Origin of the sequence: Pseudomonas extremaustralis, assembly GCF_900102035.1 — a bacterium.
In the GTDB taxonomy this organism is placed as follows: Bacteria; Pseudomonadota; Gammaproteobacteria; order Pseudomonadales; family Pseudomonadaceae; genus Aquipseudomonas; species Aquipseudomonas extremaustralis.
Genome location: NZ_LT629689.1, coordinates 3,174,865 through 3,194,472 on the forward strand (window position 1 = coordinate 3,174,865; position 19,608 = coordinate 3,194,472).

Consider the following 19,608-nt stretch of genomic DNA (forward strand, 5'->3'; position numbering starts at 1 on the left):
ACTGGCCCACCGCTATCGGGAGCAAGCCCCCTCCCACATTCTGTCCTGCCTCAGTGCAACAGCTTGGAGTCCAGCACCACCGACGACTCGCCGATGATGCTTTCGGCCAGTTGCACGAACTCCGCGGTGGTGATGCTGTTGGCGCGCATCACCGCTTGCGCGAGGTCATCCAGGGAGCGCTTGTTGTGGGTCTTCACGCGGATCTCGCGGTCCAGCTCCTGCAACACCACCACCGCCCGTGACACCGTCGCACCGCTGACGTGCTCGCCGCGCAGGCTGGTCACGTCCTTGCCTTCACGGGTCAATCGCGCCTGGATCGCCTGATACCGCTCATCGGTAATGCCGCCGGCACGGCGCAGCAGTTCGATGGCGTAATACTCCCCCAGCCCCTCGCTGATCCAGTCACTGGTGTCGTGGTCGTTGAAACGACCGATCGCCTGCACCACTTCACGGAGCAGCGGGCTGCTGCCGTTTTCGCCGACCAGCGGCGTGCGGCTGTTGAGGTAGATCGAGTCGCGCGCCGAAAACGCGCCACGGCGCATCGGGTCGCTGGCACCAACCACCAGCAGTTTGGCCGGATGACGCGGGAACGCGGCCTCCACTTGAGGCCAGACGAAAGTCAGCAAGGTCAGCACATCCATGCGCCGCATGGCCTGGCCCTTGGGCGACGCGACGGTCACTTCGGTCTCGCCCAGGCGTACACGGCGGCTGCCGAGGTTGCCGGCGAGCATCCAGCCGGTGGGCCGGTCGAACAGGCGCGAGACGTTGTCGATGCGAAAGCTGTGCTTGCCGATGCGCGGCCAGGCGGTTTCGACGCTTTTCCAGCCCGCCGGCAGCTCGAACACCAGGCGCGAGACCAATTCGGTGCCGTCCTGCTGGTCGAGCCGTGCGGTCGGTACCAGGTCTTCACCGCGAAACAGCGCCCAGCTCGGCGTCATCCGCGTTTCATAAATGCCCGGTTTGCGCGCATGGGTAAGGCGTACCCGGTAGGTCAGGCTGGCCTTGCTGGCCCCCGGCTGCCACAAACCCCGGTGGTCGGTGACGTGCCATTGGCCATCGGCCTTGAAATCGCTGTAGTCGCCGTTATGACCCAGGTCGAAGTTCAGGCTGCGTACCGCCGAGCCCTGGGACAGGCTCACACGCACCTCGGCCTGATCGCTCTGGGGTAACAGCTTGACGTGATAATCCAGGTCGACCTTCTTCGCGCACCACGCAGGCATGCTCAACGCCAGCAACGCGAAGGCTGCCGCCAGCTTGGGTTCCAGCCTCATACACACTCCTTGTTCAGCCTGCGCGGAAGATCAGGTAATCCTCCCAGTCTTCTTCGGGCACGCTGCCTTCGCTGAGCATGCGCCCGGACTGGGAAATACGTTCGTGGTGCACGGCGTCGCGGTCGCCGCAGACCAGATGGTGCCACAGCGGCAAATCCTTGCGTTCACTGACCAAGCGGTAGCCGCAGGTGGGTGGCAGCCATTTGAACTGGTCGGCATGCCCCGGGGTGAGCTGGATGCAGTCGGGGACCGAGGCGCGGCGGTTGGGGTAGTCGGTGCACTGGCAGGTTTTCAGGTCGAGCAGTTTGCAGGCGATGCGCGTGTAATAGACGCTGTTGTCGTCCTCGTCCTCGAGTTTTTGCAGGCAGCACAGGCCGCAGCCGTCGCACAACGACTCCCACTCCTCCTGGTCGAGCTGTTCAAGGGTTTTGCGTATCCAGAAAGGTTCGACTTTGGCGGCCATGGCTCTACATCGGTATCGGTGGGTGAAAAGGCCGCCAGTCTAGTGCCCAAGGCCACTGCGGCCAAGCGCTTACGACTGGCGGTGTTACAAGACTTGTCAGTCTAGCGGGGGCGCAGTAGCTTTGAGCGCCGAATTGACGATCAGGAACTGCCCATGAGCACCTCCCCCCGCGTTGCCGATTACCCGATCAACCCCCAGTTCACCGCACGCTGGTCGCCTCGCGCCTTCACCGGCGAGAGCATCCCGCAGGAAACCCTGCTGAGCTTTTTCGAAGCCGCGCGCTGGGCGCCATCAGCCTACAACTCGCAACCCTGGCGTTTTCTCTACGCGCGCCGCGATACGCCGGACTGGGAACGTTTCCTGGGGCTGTTGAACGAATTCAACCGCGGTTGGGCGCAGCACGCATCGGCCCTGGTGATCGTTGCCTCGAAAACCGACTTCACCGCGCCTGGCGCCACCGAGGAAACCCCGGCACTGTGGCACACCTTCGACACCGGTTCGGCCTGGGGCCACCTGGCGTTGCAGGCCAGCCTCAGCGGTTGGTACACCCATGGCATGGCCGGTTTCGATCAGGAACTGACCCGCAAGGAGCTGAAAATTCCGGACGGCTATGCCCTGCACGCGGCCATCGCGGTGGGCAAGCTGGGGGATAAATCGAGCTTGCCGGAATACCTGCAAGCCCGTGAAACACCGAGCCCGCGCAAACCGTTGAGCGAGCTGGTGTCCGAAGGCGACTTCAGCCTCTGAGCCTAAGGCTCCGTAGGAGCGCGCTTGCCCGCGATGGCGGTGTATCAGTCGATGCAGCCGGCACCGCTAGAACGCCATCGCAGGCAAGCGCGCGCCGGCTGTTTTCGTCTCAGTAACCGCGCTCGAAATCCACTTCGCCACGCAACGCTTGCTTGGCCTGATACGCCCGCACGTTCTGCACGAACAGCTCCACCATCATCGATGGCGAAGTCGGCGCGGAGCTGTGCCCGGTCAACAACAGGCCCCAGGCGGTCCAGAACGGATGACGCTGCGGCAGCGGCTCCTGGCGGCACACGTCGATCACCGCACCGGCCAGGTGCCCTTCTTTCAAGGCTTCGACCAGGTCGGCATCGACCACGGCCACGCCGCGTCCGACGTTGATAAACAACCCGGTCGGCTTGAATTGCTTGAACAGCGCCGCATCGTACAGGTCATGGGTATTGGGCGTGTTGGGCAGCAGGTTGATCACGTAGTCCGCTTCGCCCACCAACCGGCCCAATTGGTCGATACCGGCCACTTCGATGAACGGCGCCTGTTCCCGCGCGGTGCTGGCGATGCCGTAGAGCTTGACGCCAAAGGGCACGAGGAACTCCGCCACACGCTGGCCGATATCGCCGCAGCCGACGATTAACGCGGTGCGCCCCGCCAGGCTCTGGCCCATGCGGTTGTCCCACTTGCGCTCGACCTGGCTGACCAGCCGCGCCAGCACTTCGCGCTCATGGCCCAGCATGTAGGTGAGGACGAACTCGGCCATGACCTGGCCAAAGATGCCGACCGCGCGGGTCAGGCGATAGTTGCGCGGCAGGCCTTCGGCCAGCAGCGGCGTGATGCCGGCCCAGGTCGATTGCAGCCATTGCGGACGATGGCCCTGGCGCAGCAGGGTCGCCAGCAGGTCCGGTTGGCCCAGCCACACCGGGCAATCGGCGGCCAGGCGCGACAGCTCGGCCGAGTCGCCGCTGGTCAGCACCTCAAGGTCCGGGGCCGCTTCACCCAACAGTCGGGCGTAGAGAGGATGATCCTGTTCAGCAATCAGAACACGCATGCTTCAAACCTTTCAAAAACAGTGCAGACGGCCGCCCACATCCTTGCGGCCAGCGCCCGATAATACGATTCCATGGATGAATGTGCCCTGAACAGGGCATCGACCGATCACATCGGGTCGTTGCGGCGCAGCAGCTCTTCGGGCAAGTGTTCGATGTACTCGTCCTCGGCCGGTGGCATTTGCAGGTGGTAGCCCTGCTTTTCGAGGTTTTCCAGCACCACCGCGATGTCTTCGCGCGACAGCTTGCGCTCCGGCGTGAGCACCATGTCAAACGCGTGATGGGCCTTGCCGAAGGCTTGCATCAAGGGTTCCGGCACACGCTCCAGGGCATCGCTTTTCAGCACATACAGGTACATTTCGTTGCGTTTCGAACTGCGATAGATGGAGCAGATACGTTTCAAGGCTGTTCTCCGGCAGTGGCCAGGCTGTCGAGCAGCGCCTGGCCCATCAACTCGCGGCGCCAGCCACGCAGCGAGTCTGGCAATTGGTAAGGCCCATCGGGGTAGCCACTTTTGACCAGGGCTTCGAGGGTTTTCTTGCGCAGCATCAGTTCGGGCGCCATGTCGAGGCGCTCGGCGAACGTCTGGCCAAGGGTGCGCAGTTGCTTGATCAGCGCGGCGGCATCCACCGGCAGCGGTTCAGCCACGGCGGGCGGCCATTGGTCCATGGGCAGGCTGGCGGCACGCTTGATCAGGTCCAGCAGGAACTGGCCATCCTGACGCACGGTGCGCGGGTGCATGTCTTCGATCTTGCCCAGGGCGGCGAGGTTATCCGGCTGGGATTTGGCCAGGGGCCACAGCGAGTGTTCGCGCACAATGCGGTTGCGCGGCAGGTCGCGGGCGCGGGCTTGTTGCTCGCGCCAGGCGCACAGCTCACGCAGCACGGCGAGCTGGGCACGGGACAGTTTCCACGCCAGCTTGGCGTCGCGGTACACCTCGTACGGGTCGACTTCACGGCGCAGGTTGGCCACCAGTTCCGCACCGTCTTCCAGGACCCAGGCGTATTTATCCTCCGACAGCCGCGGGCGCAGGCGGATGTAGACCTCGGCCAAATGCACGGCATCTTCGGCGGCGTAGCTGATTTGCGTCTCGGACAAGGGCCGCTGCAGCCAGTCGGAGCGGGTCTCGCCCTTGGGCAACTCGATATCCAGCACGGCTTGCACCAGCCGCGAGTAGCCCATGGAGAACCCGAGGTTCAGGTAGGCGGCCGCCAGTTGGGTGTCGAACAACGGCACTGGCAGGCTACCGGTCAGGCGCAGCAACACCTCAAGGTCTTCGCTGCAAGCGTGCACCACCTTGATCACCGCCGGGTTTTCCAACAAGGCGGCCAGGGGTTGCCAGTTGTCGATGGTCAGGGGGTCGATCAGGTAAGCGCGAACGCCATCACCGATCTGGATCAGCCCGGCGATGGGATAAAAGGTGTCGACCCGCATGAATTCGGTGTCGAGGGCGACGAATGGCAACTGCTGCCATTCGGCGCAATGCTGGCCGAGGCTATCGTTGTCGCAGATCCAGTGAATATCGATGGCCACACGGCTCTCCCTTGAAGAATGGCGCGCAGTATATATCGCGAAAGGGACTTGCGAGCATCCGCAGTGCACAGGCAGTCATGAAAACTCAGACAGAAGATGAAGAATAGTCCGACAAGCGGGAGTCATCCTCTCTTACATAGAACGTAGACCCGCCACTGGCTGGAACCCGGCATGAACTCCTGATAGCTCAGGACCTTGAAACCGGCCTGGCGAAACTCCGCTTCCACAGGGGTACGCGACGGCACCGACACGATCACCGTGTCGCGGCTGACGCGGTGAAACTCGCGCAGCAACGCCAGGCGCCCTTCGCTGCTGGGCACATGACGAAACAATTCCAGGCAGAAAATGCAATCCACCGCATTGGCCGACAAGCCAATGGAAAACGCCGAACCCTGAAACGTCTTGACCCGTTTGAGCAAGGACGCCGGGTGGTGGGTCAGTGCGTGGTCGAGCATGGCCTGGGAATTGTCCGAGGCCAGGATCACCCGATTGACGTGCTCGGCCAGCACCGGCCAGAAACGCCCCGAGCCGCAGGCCAGATCCAGCACGAGCCCCGGTTCGCCGGCGACTTTGAGCGCCTGGCGCACCAACCACTCGTCGCGCCACGAGGCCAGTCGCCGGCGCAGGCCGGGCGGACGCGTGTCACCGCAGACCCTGGCGTGTTCCCGGCCACACTGCTCGGCGTATTCAATCTCGATGGAAGAAAGGGGTGGTGACGACATCACGGGCTCATGTGAGTTAAACGGTAATGAACGACTTCGATTCGCAGCTTAACCAGCGCTACGTGAAAAAAAGGTCGAAGCCGCCACTGCCGTCAATCGGCTCACGCCTGATGCAAATACCAGCGCCAATCCTGCTCTCCCACCTCGCCCATGAACTGCCGGTATTCCGCCCGTTTCACCGCCAGGTAGACGCCAAGGAACTCACTGCCAAAGGCTTCCCGCGCCCAGCTTGAGGTTTCCAGCGCACGCAGGGTGGTGAGCCAATCGGTGGGCAACAGCGCATTGGCCTGGGCGTAGCCGTTGCCTTCCACCGGGGCGCCGGGGTCGCGTTGTTCGCGGATGCCACGGTGGATGCCGGCGAGGATCGCCGCAGCGGCCAGGTAAGGGTTGGCGTCGGCGCCGCAAATGCGGTGTTCGATATGCCGGGAATGGGCCGGACCACCAGGCACGCGCAGGCTGACGGTGCGGTTGTCGACGCCCCAGGTGGCGGCCAGCGGCGCGTAGCTGTTGGTCTGGAACCGTCGGTAGGAGTTGGCGTTGGGGCAGAACATCAGCAGCGAATCGAGCAAGGTGTCGAGCATGCCGCCCACCGCCTGGCGCAGCAGCGGCGTGCCGTCGGCGGCGTCGCTGGCGAACAGGTTGTGGCCCTCGGCATCCGCCAGGCTCACGTGCATGTGCATGCCGGTGCCTGCCAGGTCGTCGAACGGTTTGGCCATGAAGCAGGCGGTCATCCCGTGTTTGTGCGCCACGCCTTTGACCAGGCGTTTGTAGCGCACCGCTTCGTCCATCGCCTGTAGGGCGTCGGTGCGATGTTCCAGGGTGATCTCCACCTGGCCCGGAGCGTATTCGGAAATCGCCGTGCGCGCCGGGATGCCTTGCAGTGTGCAGGCGCTGTACAAATCTGCCAGGAACGGTTCGATCTGCTCCAGTTCGCGCAGGCCATAGACCTGGGTCGAACGCGGGCGACCACCGTCCACATCCCGCGCCGGTTGCGGGCGGCCATTGGCGTCGGGTTTCTGGTCGAGCAGGTAGAACTCCAGTTCCGCCGCCATCACCGGGTAATAACCGTCGGCCTTGAGCCCCTCGATCACCTTGGCCAGCACATGCCGGGGGTCGGCTACCGTGGCGGGCAGGCCTTCGGTGGGGTGCATGCTGACTTGCACTGCGGCAGTCGGGATCAGGCGCCAGGGCATGGGTTGCAGGCTGCCGCTGATGGGGTAGGCGCGGCAGTCGATATCGCCCACCTCCCACACCAAGCCGGAATTTTCCACGTCGTCGCCATCGATGGTCAGGCCGAGGATGGTGCTGGGCAACGGCCGCCCGCTTTCATACACCGCCAACAGTTCGTCGCGGTGCAGCAACTTGCCGCGCGGCACGCCGTTGTTGTCGAGGATAAACAGCTCGAACATTTCGATGTGCGGGTGCTGTTCAAGAAAGGTGTGGGCTTCGTGCAGGCTGGCAAAAACACTCATGGGCGTTCTCATACGTTTGCGTCAGGCAGGCGCGCAGGCGCCGCCGGGCAGATGCGCGCAGGTGCGCGTCATCCATGGGATAGATCAACGTAGGAGAGAGGAATCTGGCGGGCGCGCGTGTCGGCAGTGGAACAAGGCCCAGAAGGCCAGCGCGGACGGCAGTGTCGCGGCGTGAGTGTCGGGAAGGCCGTCCATACGCAAATCACAATGAGGAAGATGGGTGCAGCGTCACACGCCTGGACAGGCGGTTCAATTCACCGATGACGGAGTAGGGTTGCAGCGCGACTAAACATTCCTCGCACCAGGCCACAGCCGTCTACGCTGTTGTCACACCAATAAGATAGAGGGACAGGACATGAAGGGACTGCTGCGCATCACCTGGCTGTTGCTGTTGGGTTTGAGCCAGGTTCACGCCGCGACGGCTCAGGAGGAGGATGCCCAGGCCGCCAAGGCGCTGCTGGAAAAAGCCCTGGCCTACTACCAGAGCAACGGCGATAAAGCGTTGGCCGCATTCAGCCGCCAGGGCGAGTTTGTCGACAAGGACCGCTATGTGTTCGTGATGGATACCCAGGGCGTACTGCTGGCCAGCGGCGGGCCCTCCTCCGCGTTGATCGGTCGCGACGTGTCCGAAGTGCTGGGGCCGGATTTGCGCCAGTCATTCAAGAACGCGCTCCAGGTGCCGGAAGGCCAGGGCATCCAGCAGGCCGATTACCGTTGGCAGAACTGGAACGACGGCAAGGTCGAACGCAAGCATGTGTTTTATCAGCGCGTGGGCGAGCGCATCCTGGCGGTCGGTTATTACCTGCCACGGGCGTCCCCGGAACAGGCGCGCGCCCTGCGCGACAAGGCCGCGAAGGTCCTGCTCGCGGATGAAGCCGGCACACTCAAGGCAATCAATTCATTGCAGGGCGGCTTCCTGCAGGATGATCTCTATGTGTTTGTGGTGGACCTCAATACCGGGCGCTATGTGGCCCATGGCACCAACCTGCGTTTGATCAACACCGACTTCAGCAAGGTCAAGGACCCCGACGGCAAGCCGGTGGGGGCGCCGATCCTCAAGTTGATGGCCGAGCAGGACCAGGGCGAATACCAGTACCGCTGGAAAAACCCGGTGACAGGCAAGGTCGAGAACAAGCACGCCTACTTGCGCAAAACCGGGCATTTCATGGTGGCGGTGGGTTACTACAGCCCTTGAGGCTACCCGGCCTTGTCTTCGCGACCGCGCAGCATCCGGTTGGGCATCGCGAGCGCCGCCGCCAGCCCCAATAGCGACACGGCGGCGCTGACCATCAGCAAATGCCGGAACGTCAGCGCCAGCTCCCCGCGCAGCGCCTCCTGCGCCGGGCCTGGAGCGGCGTTGAGGCCATCGAGCAAGACGTTGCCGGAACTGCCCTCCGCCACCAACGCACCGCTGGCCAAGTGGGCGAAGCTGGAATCCTGCAACAGCGCCAGCAACAACGCCGACATGCACGCCACGCCCACCGCGCCGCCGAGGGAACGGAACAGGTTGGTGGTGCTGGTGGCGACGCCGATGTCCCGTTGCTCCACCGAGTTCTGCGCGCCCACCAGGGACGTGGGGAACTGCATGCCGCCAGCGATCCCGCACAGCAGCATGAACACCGCGGTCAGCCCCAACGCCTGGGGTGCGCTGAAGGCCATGCCGAGAATCGCCAAGGGACTCAGCAGCGCGCCACCGAGAATCATCGGTTTATAACGCCCGGTCACCGAGGTCAGGCGCCCGGCGCAATAGGCGCCCATCGGCAACCCCATCGCCAAGGGCAACAGGTGCAAGGCGGCGCTATCGGCACCGGCGCCGGTCACCGTCTGAAAGCGCAGGGGCATGAGCACCGTCAGGGAAATCGCCTGGAAGCTGGTGAAAAAAATCGTGCACCAGCACAGCACTGCGTTGCGGTTGGCGAACAGGTGCATCGGCAGCAAGGGCTCGCGCGCGCGGCGTTCGTGCCAGACAAACAGGCTCAAGGCCACCAGCGCACAGGCCAACAACCCCAGTACGCGATCCTCATGCCAAGAGTGGCCCTGGCCGATTTCGGTGATGCTCAACAGCAAGGCGGTCAGCCCGATGATCATCAGCACGGTGCCGAGGTAATCGATGATCGGCTTGCGCTGCGGCAACGGCAGCCCCACCAGCGAGCGATGGGCCACGTACCAGGCGCCGGCGCCCAACGGCAGGTTGATCAAAAACACCCAGCGCCACGACAGGTACTCGGTCATGTAGCCACCCAGCACCGGCCCGGCCACGCTGGCCACCGCGTACATGCTGCTGAAATAACCCTGGTAGCGCCCGCGCTCACGGGGCGGGATGATGTCGCCGATGATCGCCTGGCTCACCGAAATCATGCCGCCGGCGCCGATGCCCTGCAGCACCCGCGCCAGCACCAGTTGCTCCATGCTTTGCGCCATGCCGCAGAACAGCGAGGCCAGGGTGAACAGGCCCATGCCGATCAACATCATCGGCCGCCGCCCGTACAGGTCGCCGAGCTTGCCGTAGATCGGCACGGCCACGGTCATGGCCACCATGTAGCCGGAGATCACCCAGGCCAACAGGTTGACGTCGTGGAAGCGCGCGGAAATGGCCGGCATGGACACGGCGACAATGGTCTGGTCCAGGGCCCCGAGGAAAATCGCCATCATCAATGAGACAAGGACGCTGCGCACGGCGGGAATGGGCAGTGCGGGCTGATTGAGCTGAGTCACGGCAGAACCTTCAAGCAAGGCCCGTGGGACGAGGTGGCCCACGGGAATGCTGGCTACGATAGCAGGCTACTCAATAGCTTCGTAAGGAAGTCCGACGTAATTCTCGGCAATGGTTGTGCGCCCCGCCTGCGAACCGATGAAATACGCCAGCTCGCTCTCGGCAATGCGCTGGCTGAAGCCATCGGCCTCGGGGAACCGATGCAACATCGAGGTCATCCACCAGGAAAACCGCTCGGCCTTCCACACCCGCCGCAGGCAAATCGCCGAGTATTTTTCCAGCAAGTCCACGCGCCCCTCGCGGTACACCTTGAGCAAGATCCGAAACAGCGTGCTCACGTCGCTGGCCGCCAGGTTCAAACCCTTGGCCCCGGTGGGCGGCACGATGTGCGCGGCGTCCCCAAGCAGAAACAGGCGCCCGTACTGCATGGGTTCGACCACAAAACTGCGCAGCGGCGCGATGCTTTTTTCGATCGATGGGCCGGTCACCAACTGCTCGGCCAGGTGGCTGGGCAGACGGGTTTTCAGTTCGTCCCAGAAGCGCGCGTCCGACCATTCGTCCAGCGGTTCGTCGAGCGGCACTTGCAGGTAATAGCGGCTACGGGTCGGCGAACGCATGCTGCACAGGGCGAAGCCGCGCGGGTGCGTGGCGTACACCAGTTCATCGTGCACCGGCGGGGTGTCGGCCAGGATGCCCAGCCAACCGAAGGGATAGACCCGCTCGAACACCTTCAGCGACTCTGCTGGGATCGATTGGCGTGCGATGCCGTGGAAACCGTCGCACCCGGCGATGTAGTCGCATTCCAGGCGAAACGCTTCGCCCTCATGCTCGAAGGTCAGCCAGGGTCGATCACTTTTAAGATCGTGAGGCTGGACATCCCGTGCTTCGTACAGCGTAGTGGCACCGACCGCGGCGCGGGCGGCCATCAGGTCGCGGGTGACTTCGGTCTGGCCGTAGACCATCACCGACTGGCCGCCGGTCAGACCCTTGAGGTCGATGTGGGTGAGTTGGCCATTGAGTGCCAGTTCGAAGCCATCGTGCACCAGGCCTTCGCTGTCCATGCGCTGGCTGACGCCCGCCTGCCTCAGCAGGTCGACCATGCCCTGTTCCAGCACGCCGGCACGGATGCGGCCGAGAACGTAATCGGCGCTCTGGCGCTCAACAATCAGGGTTTGGATACCGGCGTTGTGCAACAACTGGCCGAGCAACAGTCCGGAAGGGCCGGCGCCGATAATGGCGACTTGAGTTTTCAGCGTTTTCATTATTTTTATGTCCGCAAGCTTCGCCCGAACGGATCGGGTGAAAGAGTTGTCATTGGTCTTGTTGCTGACATTTTTCACTTGAGTGGCCGGCATAAGAAGGTGAAAACTGAGCCAAAACCTGCGCTTTTTGCCAATCGGGGCGATTACCGCACCACTCTGCCGAGTATCGGATTGAAACCATGACCAAAACCGCGATTCCGGTCTTCAAGCTTTACGGAGAAAGCCTGCAATGGCCGACCCCTGATTTGTTGCACTGCGAAACCATTTCCCGGCGCAGTCGGGAATACCAGTGGGAAATCCAGCCCCACCGGCACGCGGACCTGTGCCAGTTGCTGTACGTGCACAAAGGCCAGGCACAGTTGGAAATCGAGGGCCGGCGCACCACGTTCAACGAAGCCACCCTCCAGGTGCTGCCGCCGCTGTGTGTGCATGGGTTTCGTTTCGATGAAGAGGTCGAAGGCTACGTGTTGACCCTGGCGGCGCCGCTGGTCAGCCATTTGCAGGCACAGTTGGGCACGACGGTCGACGGACTACAGGTGCTGGGCAGCTATCCGGCGGGCAAGGACAGCGAATACCTCAACGGTCTGTTCGCGCGCCTGCAGGACGAATACGCCGATGAACTGCCGGCCCGGGACATGCTGATGCACGCCCTGGTCAGTGAGGTGCTGGTCTGGATCAGTCGCCAGGCGATCCAGCGCCGTCACCTACGGGCACCGCGAGGGCGTGAATATTTCCGGCGCTTTACCCAACTGGTCGAACAGCATTACCGCGAACACCCGAAGATCGAGGATCTGGCCCACAAGCTGGGGATCTCGGTCTCACACCTGAATGGGACGTGTCGGGAATTGGGCGGGCAACCGGCGCTACAGATCATGCATGACCGCCAATTGCTGGAAGCCAAGCGCCTGCTGACCTACACCAGCATGACCATCAATGAAATGTCGGAAGTATTGGGCTTTTCCGACCCGACCAACTTCTCGCGGCTGTTCCGCCGACGGGTCGGGTTCTCACCCAAGGCATTTCGCGAGCACCTGAAGGCAGAGCCGCCGACTACCTGAGCGCACTGAAACGACCGGTATGGGGAACTGGCACAGACCTCTGAGCGGATCTACAGGGTGCTGTTGAAAGCATAGGTGAGCCAGGGCAAGTTGCCATTATCGGGCGACATTCAACCCGTTGATACAGGGTCAGAGACCGATGTCCCACACCGGTTCTTCCGGGAACCTCTGCACCAGGAAATCCAACAGGCTGCGCAACGCCGAGGGCATGTGCTTGCGCGAGGCGTAGACCGCGTAGATGTTCATGTGCCGGGGCTCGGCGTCGGGCAACAGGCGCACCAGTTCACCCCGGCGGATGTAGTCCCCGGCCTGGTAACTGGGCAGCATCGCCACGCCGGCGCCGGCCAGTGTCACGCGCAACAACGTGCTGGCCTCATTGGCGGTGATGTTGCCGTGCACCGGCACCGAGATGTGCTCGCCGCCTTCTTCGAAATGCCACAGGCTTTTGCCGAAATAGGCGTGGGTCAGGCAGTTGTGCCGGGCCAGGTCTTCGACTTTGCGCGGGGCCGGATGGGCCAGCAGGTAAGCCGGCGTGGCACACACCACCGAACGACAGACGGTCAGGCGCCTTGCGATCAGGTTAGGGTCCAGGTCGTTGCTGGTGCGGATCGCCAGGTCGATGCGCTCGTCCACCAGGTTCACCGTGCGGTCGAGCACCTGCAGGTCAACCGTGACCAGCGGGTAGCGCGTGACGTACTCGGCGATGGCCTGGGCCAATTGCGCCTGGGCGAACGAGGTGCTCACACTCAAGCGCAGCAGCCCGCGGGGCGCGTCATCCGGCTCGCTGACGGCGGCCTGCATGTCGCCGCACAATTCGAGCAATTGTCGGCAACGCGGCAGGGTTTCCGCACCGGCCGCCGTGAGACTGAGTTTGCGCGTGGTGCGATGCAGCAGGCGCGCGCCGATCCAGTCCTCCAGCTCAGCCAGGTAGCGCGACACCACCGGGCGCGACAGGTCCAGATGGTCGGCCGCCGCAGACTGGCTACCCAGGTCCACCACGGTGACAAACACGCGCATTGCTTGAAGACGATCCATGATTTGCCCGATTTCAGAAACAAACTATGTCCCAGCATCGCATTTTTAGTTGCGTTTGGTGCAACTAAGCTCTGTTCGCCAACGCCGCCAAGGGCGAAATGAAATGGTGAAGCGTTTCAAACCCCAACCGTACCGGAGAACGTCATGAGCAAGATCGCAATCATTGGAGCCACCGGCCGTGCCGGCAGCCAATTGCTGGAAGAAGCACTGCGTCGTGGGCATAGCGTCATTGCCATCGCACGCCATACCGACACGCTGGCCGCGCGTCCTGGCGTGACCGTGAAACAAGTCGATGCGCTGGACGCCGCGGCCCTGCAGCAAGCCGTCAGCGGCAGCGACGTGGTGATCAGCGCGGCGCACTTCGCCACCCTGCCCGCCGCGTCGGTGATCGACCCAGTGAAAAAGGCCGGGGTGAAACGCCTGCTGGTGGTGGGCGGCGCCGGTTCGCTGCTGCTGCCGGGCGGCGGGCGGGTGATCGACAGCGAGGGCTTCCCGGCGGAGTACAAAGCCGAAGCCAGCGCAGGGGCGGCGTTTCTCGACGTGCTGCGTGAGGAGAAGACCCTGGATTGGAGCTTCCTGTCGCCGTCGGCGGAGTTCGTGGAAGACAAGCGCACCGGCACCTTCCGTCTGGGCCAGGATGACTTGCTGGTGAGCAGCGAAGGCCGCAGTTGGATCAGCTTTGCCGACTTCGCCATCGCCCTGATCGATGAAGTGGAAACGCCGAAGCATTCGCGCCAACGCTTCACCGTCGGCTACTGACACAACGCCCTGTGCAGGAGCGAGCTTGCTCGCGAAAAACGTCAACGATCACTCGGGGTATCTGATACCCCGCAGCGTTCTCGGGTTTTTCCCGAGCGAGTTCGCTCCTATAAGGGCTGTGCGGCCTGATCGACCAGCCAGTTCATCAACGCTTCCAGCCCCGCTGACGGCTGCGTCCCCGGCGGATACACCAGAAAATAGCCCATCCCCGTCGGCACCCGCAGTTCGAACGGCGTCGCCAGGCGCCCGGCCTTCAAATCCTCGCCAATCAACGCGCTGTCGCCAATCGCCACTCCGGAACCCTGGGACGCCACGGTCATGGCCAAATCCAGCGTTTCAAAATGATGCCCCTGGCTCAAATTGTTCACGCGGGTATTCGCCGCCGTCAGCCACAACGCCCAATCCCGCTCGTCCCGCGTGGGGTGCAGCAGCACCTGTCGCTGCAGATCCGCTGGCGTATGCAGGCCGTCGAGCAGTGCCGGGGCGCAGACCGGAGTGAGTTGTTCGTCAAACAAGTGCCGTGCCTCGGCCGATTGCTCGGCGATGGGCGCATAGATCACCGCCGCATCGAATTGCTCGCGGCGAAAGTCCACGGTGTAGGCCACGGTGGTGGTGAGCTCCACCGGCACGTCCGGGCGTTCCCGTTGCCACTGCATCAGGCGCGGCAGCAGCCAGCGCATCACGCAGGTGGAGGCCTTGAGTTGCAAGGTCGCGCGGCGGCTGCCGATGTGCTCCACCGCTTCGCCGATCAAGCCGAAGACCTGTTGCACCCGCAGCGACCATTCACGCCCCTCTTCGGTCAGGCTCAAGCCCCGCGCCTGACGCTGGAACAGGGCATAACCGAGGTGGCTTTCCAGCCCGGCGATCTGGCGACTCACCGCGCCCTGGGTGATGTGCAGCTGCTCGGCGGCGCGGGTGAAGTTGCAGCATTGGGCCGTGACCCAGAAGGTGTGCAGCGCAGGCAACGGCGGGAGGCGTTTCATAGGGGCTGAGCCATGACGTGGAGACATGGCTAGTATGACTTTTTATCGTTTGTTGCCGCTACGGGCCTGCCGTTCCAATACCGCTCCGAATCCATAACAAGAGCGACCCCTATGGCGACCTGCGGCGAAGTGTTGGTCAACCTCCTGGAAGGCTACGGCGTGGACCAGGTGTTCGGCATCCCCGGCGTGCACACCGTGGAGCTGTACCGTGGCCTGGCCCGTTCCAGCATCCGTCACGTCACCCCGCGCCACGAACAGGGCGCCGGTTTCATGGCCGACGGTTACGCGCGCACCAGCGGCAAGCCCGGCGTATGTTTCATCATCACCGGCCCCGGCATGACCAATATCACCACGGCCATGGGCCAGGCCTACGCCGACTCGATCCCGATGCTGGTGATTTCCAGCGTGCAATCGCGCAGCCAATTGGGCGGCGGGCGCGGCAAGTTGCACGAGTTGCCGAACCAGAGCGCGCTGATCGCCGGAGTGGCGGCGTTTTCCCACACCCTGATGTCGGCGGCGGAACTGCCTGGCGTGCTGGCGCGGGCCTTTGCGTTGTTCCACGCCGGTCGACCGCGCCCGGTGCACATCGAGATCCCGCTGGATGTGCTGGTGGAAAACGCCGATGCGTTGCTGGGCAGTGCACCGGTCAGCGTGGCCCGTGCCGGAGCAGCACCGTCGGCGGTCAAGCAGATGAGCCAGTTGCTTGCCGCGGCCAAGCGCCCGTTGATCCTGGCCGGTGGCGGCGCGATTGACGCTGCGCCCGAACTGACGCACCTGGCCGAAACCCTTGGCGCACCGGTGGCCCTGACCATCAACGCCAAGGGCATGCTGCCCGCCGCGCATCCATTGTTGATCGGCTCGACCCAAACCCTGGTCGCCACCCGCGCGCTGGTGGCCGAAGCCGATGTGGTGCTGGCCATCGGCACCGAGCTGGCGGAGACCGACTACGACGTGACCTTCGCCGGCGGCTTCGAGATCCCCGGCGCGCTGCTGCGCATCGACATCGACCCGGACCAGACCGTGCGCAACTACCCGCCGCGCGTGGCGCTGGTGGCCGACGCGCAGATCGCCGCTGCCGCCCTGTTGGACGCGCTGAACGGCCAGCCATTGCCAGCTCGCAGCAGCACCTGGGGCGCTGGACGCGTGGCCCGTCTGTGGGCCGAACTGACTCCCACCTGGGACACCGCGACCCGCGCGCAAACCCTGCTGCTCCACGCCGTGCTGGAGGCCCTGCCCGACGCCGTAATGGTGGGAGATTCGACCCAGCCGGTGTACAGCGGCAACCTGACCCTGAACCTCGACCACCCGCGCCGCTGGTTCAACGCCTCCACCGGCTACGGCACCTTGGGCTACGCCCTGCCCGCGGCCATCGGCGCCTGGCTGGGGCGTGGCGATGGGCAACCGGTGGTGTGCCTGATCGGCGACGGCGGGCTGCAATTCACCCTGCCAGAACTGGCCAGCGCGGTGGAAGCACGCACGCCGATCATCGTGCTGCTGTGGAATAACCAGGGCTATGAAGAGATCAAGAAATACATGCTCAACCGCGCCATCGAACCGGTTGGCGTGGACATCTATACGCCGGACTTTATCGCGGTGGCCAAGGCCCTCGGCGCGGCGGCAGAAAGCGTCCACAACGTCGAACATTTACGCACCGCATTGCGCGTCGCCGCTGATCGCCAGGGGCCGACGCTGATTGAAATCGACCAGGGGCTTTGGATGAAGGAGGTAGCGCGATGAGTGCAGTATTGAACGGTGTGTATATCAACGGTACATGGCGTGCCGGCCACGACGTGTTGGAAGTGATCAACCCGGCGACCGAGGCGAGCCTGGCCCACGTCAGCGTCGGCGATGGGAACGCCGTGAGCGACGCGGTCGATGCGGCCAGCGTGGCGTTTGTCGACTGGTCCAAAAGCACCGGCCATGAGCGTGCCGCGCTGCTGCGCAAGGTCGCGCAAGGTGTGGGGGCGCAACGCGAGCAGTTGATGCAGTTGCAGTCCCGCAACAACGGTAAGCCGCTGTTCGAAGCGGGCATCGATGTGGACGACGTGATCGCCACCTTCGACTACTACGCCGGCCTCGCCGAGCAGTTGGACGCCGACCAGGACCGCGCGGTGGCGCTGCCCAGCGACGACTTCAGCGCACGCCTGCGCCGCGAGCCGTGCGGTGTGGTGGGGTTGATCGTGCCGTGGAATTTCCCCATGGTGACCACGGCCTGGAAACTCGCCCCGGCCCTCGCCGCCGGTTGCTGCGTGGTGCTCAAACCCTCGGAAGTCACGCCGCTGGCGGAGTTGCAACTGGCCCGAATCATCGCCGACGCCGGCTTTCCCGCTGGCGTATTCAACCTGGTCTGCGGCACGGGCCTGGCTGTCGGTGCGCCGTTGGCCGCCGACCGCAGAGTGGCGAAGATTTCCTTCACCGGCAGCAACGCCGTCGGTGTGCAGGTGATGCAGCGCGCCGCCGAAACCATCAAAGGCGTGAGCCTGGAATTGGGCGGCAAATCCTCGCTGTTGGTGCTGGCCGATGCCGACCTCGACCTCGCCGTGGAACTGGCGTGCGGCGGCGGTTTTTTCAATGCCGGGCAGATGTGTTCCGCCACCAGTCGGGTGCTGGTGGCCGACAGCCTGGCGGATGATTTCCTGCAGCGTTTGCAAGCGCGAGCTGAAGGGATTCGCGTCGCGGACCCGTTTGCCGAGGACGTGGAAATGGGCGCGCTGATCAACCGCACGCAGTATCAGCGGGTGCTGGGGCATATCCAACGCGGCATCGAAGCTGGCGCGCGATTGTTGTGTGGCGGTGAACGTCCGGCGGATCTGGCGAAGGGCTATTTCATTCGCCCGACCGTATTCACCGACGTGCCGTTGGACAGCGCATTGTGGAATGAAGAAATCTTCGGCCCGGTGCTGTGTGTACGACGCTTCGCCACCGAAGACGAAGCTATCGCCCTGGCCAACGACAGCGATTTCGGCCTGGTGGCCAGTGTGGTCAGCACCAACACCGCCAGCGCCGAACGGGTAGCCAATGGGTTGCAGGCAGGCATGGTGTGGATCAACGCGCCGCAGGTGATCTTCCCGCAGACGGCATGGGGCGGTTACAAGCAGAGCAGCATCGGCCGCGAGTTGGGACCGTGGGGGTTAGCGGCGTTTCAGGAGCTCAAGCATGTGATCCGGGCTAACTGATCACTGTGCCCAGGGGGCTGCAGGCTAATGGTGAACAGCGCGCGCCACAGAGCGCCTGTATGCCACAGCCCCCACCTTCGACATCCGCAATTTTTCAATAGCCCCTGCGACTTTCTCATTTGCCCCCCTCCCCCGTGCATGGCCTGATTCGCCCTTGACTATTCAAGGCCCGTCCCATGGAAAACATTCGCGCAAAACCCACCACCGCCCTCTGGCTGATGATCAGTGTCGTGCTGGTCGCCCTTAACCTGCGTCCATCGATGGCCGCCGTAGGCCCGCTGTTGTCATCGATTCGCGCCGATGTACCGCTGAGTTTCAGCAGCGCCGCATTGCTGACCATGTTGCCGGTCATGGCCATGGGCCTGGCGATGTTCTTCGGCATGGGCCTGGCCAAGCGCATTGGCGAGCATCGCAGCATTGTGCTGTCGCTGCTGGTGATTGGCCTGGCGACACTGTCGCGGTTGGTGCTCGACTCGGCGCTGGAACTGATCGTCAGCGCCATCGCGGCGGGCATGGGGATTGCGATGATCCAGGCGCTGATGCCGGCGCTGATCAAATCGCGGTTCAGCGACAACGTTTCGCTGTTCATGGGCCTGTACGTCACCGCCATCATGGGCGGGGCAGCGTTAGCGGCGTCGTTCGCGCCGTTCGTGCAACTGCACACCGGCAGTTGGCGCATCGGGCTGGCAATCTGGACGGCGCTGGCATTGCTGGCCCTGGTGTTCTGGTGGGCCCAACGCTCGGCATTGCCGCCATTGCCCCAGGCCGACCCCGGCCCTCAGGAGGCGTTTTTCGGCAACCGTCGTGCCTGGTTGCTGGCGGTCTTTTTCGGCCTCGGTACCGCGTCCTACACCTGTGTGCTGGCGTGGCTGGCGCCGTACTACGTGGAGCAAGGCTGGAGTGAACAGAATGCCGGTCTGCTGCTGGGTTTCCTCACGGCGATGGAAGTGGTGTCCGGCCTGATCACCCCCGCCATCGCCAACCGCCGCCGGGATAAACGCGGCGTGGTCGCGGTGTTGCTGGTGCTGATCATCCTCGGGTTCTGCGGCCTGATCCTCAGCCCCCAACACCTGAGTTTGCTGTGGCCATGCCTGCTCGGCCTGGGCATCGGCGGCCTGTTTCCCATGAGCTTGATCCTGTCCCTCGACCATCTGGACAACCCGCGTCGCGCCGGTGGCCTCACGGCGTTCGTGCAGGGCATCGGTTACCTGATCGCCGGCCTGTCGCCGCTGATCGCCGGGATGATCCGCGACCGGCTGGGCAGCTTTGAATGGGCCTGGTGGTCGTTGACTGCCGTGATCGTGGTGATGCTACTGATCGTCACGCGCTTCGACCCACGGCATTACGCGCGGCATATCCGCTGACGTCGTGTTG

The 19,608-nt window shown here is 63.8% G+C and carries 18 protein-coding genes; 7 read left to right on the top strand and 11 right to left on the bottom strand.

Annotated elements, in window-relative coordinates:
* Positions 1-50: 50 nt before the first annotated feature.
* Both BLR63_RS14525 and BLR63_RS14530 read right to left on the bottom strand, forming a co-directional pair.
* Positions 51-1,271, bottom strand: a complete 1,221-nt coding sequence (locus tag BLR63_RS14525) for a hypothetical protein (RefSeq protein WP_010563719.1) — start codon at positions 1,269-1,271, stop codon at positions 51-53.
* A 13-nt stretch (positions 1,272-1,284) separates the two neighbouring features.
* Positions 1,285-1,734, bottom strand: a complete 450-nt coding sequence (locus BLR63_RS14530) for a YcgN family cysteine cluster protein (RefSeq protein WP_010563718.1) — start codon at positions 1,732-1,734, stop codon at positions 1,285-1,287.
* Between the two features lie 153 nt (positions 1,735-1,887).
* On the opposite strand from BLR63_RS14530, the gene BLR63_RS14535 reads away from it, so the two are divergent.
* Positions 1,888-2,481, top strand: a complete 594-nt coding sequence (locus tag BLR63_RS14535) for a nitroreductase family protein (protein ID WP_010563717.1) — start codon at positions 1,888-1,890, stop codon at positions 2,479-2,481.
* Between the two features lie 109 nt (positions 2,482-2,590).
* Here the strand turns inward: BLR63_RS14535 and BLR63_RS14540 are convergent, their stop codons facing one another.
* From BLR63_RS14540 to BLR63_RS14560, 5 genes are all read right to left on the bottom strand, one after another.
* Positions 2,591-3,523: a D-2-hydroxyacid dehydrogenase gene (locus BLR63_RS14540; protein ID WP_010563716.1), complete on the bottom strand. Its 933-nt coding sequence runs from the start codon at positions 3,521-3,523 to the stop codon at positions 2,591-2,593.
* A 107-nt stretch (positions 3,524-3,630) separates the two neighbouring features.
* Positions 3,631-3,924, bottom strand: a complete 294-nt coding sequence (locus BLR63_RS14545; RefSeq protein WP_010563715.1) for a YcgL domain-containing protein — start codon at positions 3,922-3,924, stop codon at positions 3,631-3,633.
* Positions 3,921-5,054, bottom strand: coding sequence for a ribonuclease D (gene rnd / locus BLR63_RS14550; protein ID WP_010563714.1), 1,134 nt, complete (start codon positions 5,052-5,054; stop codon positions 3,921-3,923). Before rnd ends, BLR63_RS14545 begins: the two co-directional genes overlap by 4 nt.
* Before the next feature lie 122 nt (positions 5,055-5,176).
* A complete protein-coding gene (locus tag BLR63_RS14555) occupies positions 5,177-5,776 on the bottom strand; it encodes a class I SAM-dependent methyltransferase (protein ID WP_010563713.1) in 600 nt (199 codons plus the stop codon).
* Positions 5,777-5,877: 101 nt separating this feature from the next.
* Positions 5,878-7,248, bottom strand: coding sequence for a glutamine synthetase family protein (locus tag BLR63_RS14560; RefSeq protein WP_010563712.1), 1,371 nt, complete (start codon positions 7,246-7,248; stop codon positions 5,878-5,880).
* 355 nt (positions 7,249-7,603) lie between these two features.
* On the opposite strand from BLR63_RS14560, the gene BLR63_RS14565 reads away from it, so the two are divergent.
* Entirely contained in the window at positions 7,604-8,443 is an 840-nt protein-coding gene (locus BLR63_RS14565) for a cache domain-containing protein (RefSeq protein WP_010563711.1), read from the top strand.
* A gap of 2 nt (positions 8,444-8,445) precedes the next feature.
* On the opposite strand, the gene BLR63_RS14570 is transcribed toward BLR63_RS14565, so the two are convergent.
* Both BLR63_RS14570 and pobA read right to left on the bottom strand, forming a co-directional pair.
* On the bottom strand, positions 8,446-9,963 hold the full coding sequence (locus BLR63_RS14570; RefSeq protein WP_050901319.1) for an MDR family MFS transporter: 1,518 nt from the start codon (positions 9,961-9,963) through the stop codon (positions 8,446-8,448).
* Between the two features lie 66 nt (positions 9,964-10,029).
* Positions 10,030-11,214: a 4-hydroxybenzoate 3-monooxygenase gene (gene pobA / locus BLR63_RS14575; protein ID WP_179130351.1), complete on the bottom strand. Its 1,185-nt coding sequence runs from the start codon at positions 11,212-11,214 to the stop codon at positions 10,030-10,032.
* 188 nt (positions 11,215-11,402) lie between these two features.
* Here pobA and BLR63_RS14580 point away from each other — a divergent pair, with 188 nt between their 5' ends.
* Positions 11,403-12,281, top strand: coding sequence for a helix-turn-helix domain-containing protein (locus BLR63_RS14580; RefSeq protein ID WP_010563708.1), 879 nt, complete (start codon positions 11,403-11,405; stop codon positions 12,279-12,281).
* A 129-nt stretch (positions 12,282-12,410) separates the two neighbouring features.
* Here the strand turns inward: BLR63_RS14580 and BLR63_RS14585 are convergent, their stop codons facing one another.
* Positions 12,411-13,316 carry a LysR family transcriptional regulator gene (locus BLR63_RS14585; protein ID WP_010563707.1) on the bottom strand — a complete coding sequence of 302 codons (906 nt, stop codon included), beginning with the start codon at positions 13,314-13,316 and terminating at the stop codon, positions 12,411-12,413.
* A gap of 144 nt (positions 13,317-13,460) precedes the next feature.
* Between BLR63_RS14585 and BLR63_RS14590 the strand changes: the two genes are divergently transcribed.
* Positions 13,461-14,075, top strand: a complete 615-nt coding sequence (locus BLR63_RS14590; RefSeq protein WP_010563706.1) for an NAD(P)-dependent oxidoreductase — start codon at positions 13,461-13,463, stop codon at positions 14,073-14,075.
* A 107-nt stretch (positions 14,076-14,182) separates the two neighbouring features.
* Here the strand turns inward: BLR63_RS14590 and BLR63_RS14595 are convergent, their stop codons facing one another.
* Positions 14,183-15,058, bottom strand: coding sequence for a LysR substrate-binding domain-containing protein (locus BLR63_RS14595; protein ID WP_010563705.1), 876 nt, complete (start codon positions 15,056-15,058; stop codon positions 14,183-14,185).
* Between the two features lie 111 nt (positions 15,059-15,169).
* Here BLR63_RS14595 and BLR63_RS14600 point away from each other — a divergent pair, with 111 nt between their 5' ends.
* The 3 genes from BLR63_RS14600 to BLR63_RS14610 all read left to right on the top strand — a co-directional run bounded on the left by BLR63_RS14600 (position 15,170) and on the right by BLR63_RS14610 (position 19,598).
* The gene (locus BLR63_RS14600; protein ID WP_010563704.1) at positions 15,170-16,795 is read left to right on the top strand and encodes a 5-guanidino-2-oxopentanoate decarboxylase; all 1,626 of its coding nucleotides are present in this window, start codon (positions 15,170-15,172) and stop codon (positions 16,793-16,795) included.
* The gene (locus BLR63_RS14605; protein WP_010563703.1) at positions 16,792-18,234 is read left to right on the top strand and encodes an aldehyde dehydrogenase family protein; all 1,443 of its coding nucleotides are present in this window, start codon (positions 16,792-16,794) and stop codon (positions 18,232-18,234) included. The genes BLR63_RS14600 and BLR63_RS14605 overlap by 4 nt, the downstream gene beginning before the upstream one ends.
* Before the next feature lie 176 nt (positions 18,235-18,410).
* Complete coding sequence (locus BLR63_RS14610) at positions 18,411-19,598, top strand: cyanate transporter (RefSeq protein WP_010563702.1); 1,188 nt, start codon at positions 18,411-18,413, stop codon at positions 19,596-19,598.
* Positions 19,599-19,608: the final 10 nt, after the last annotated feature.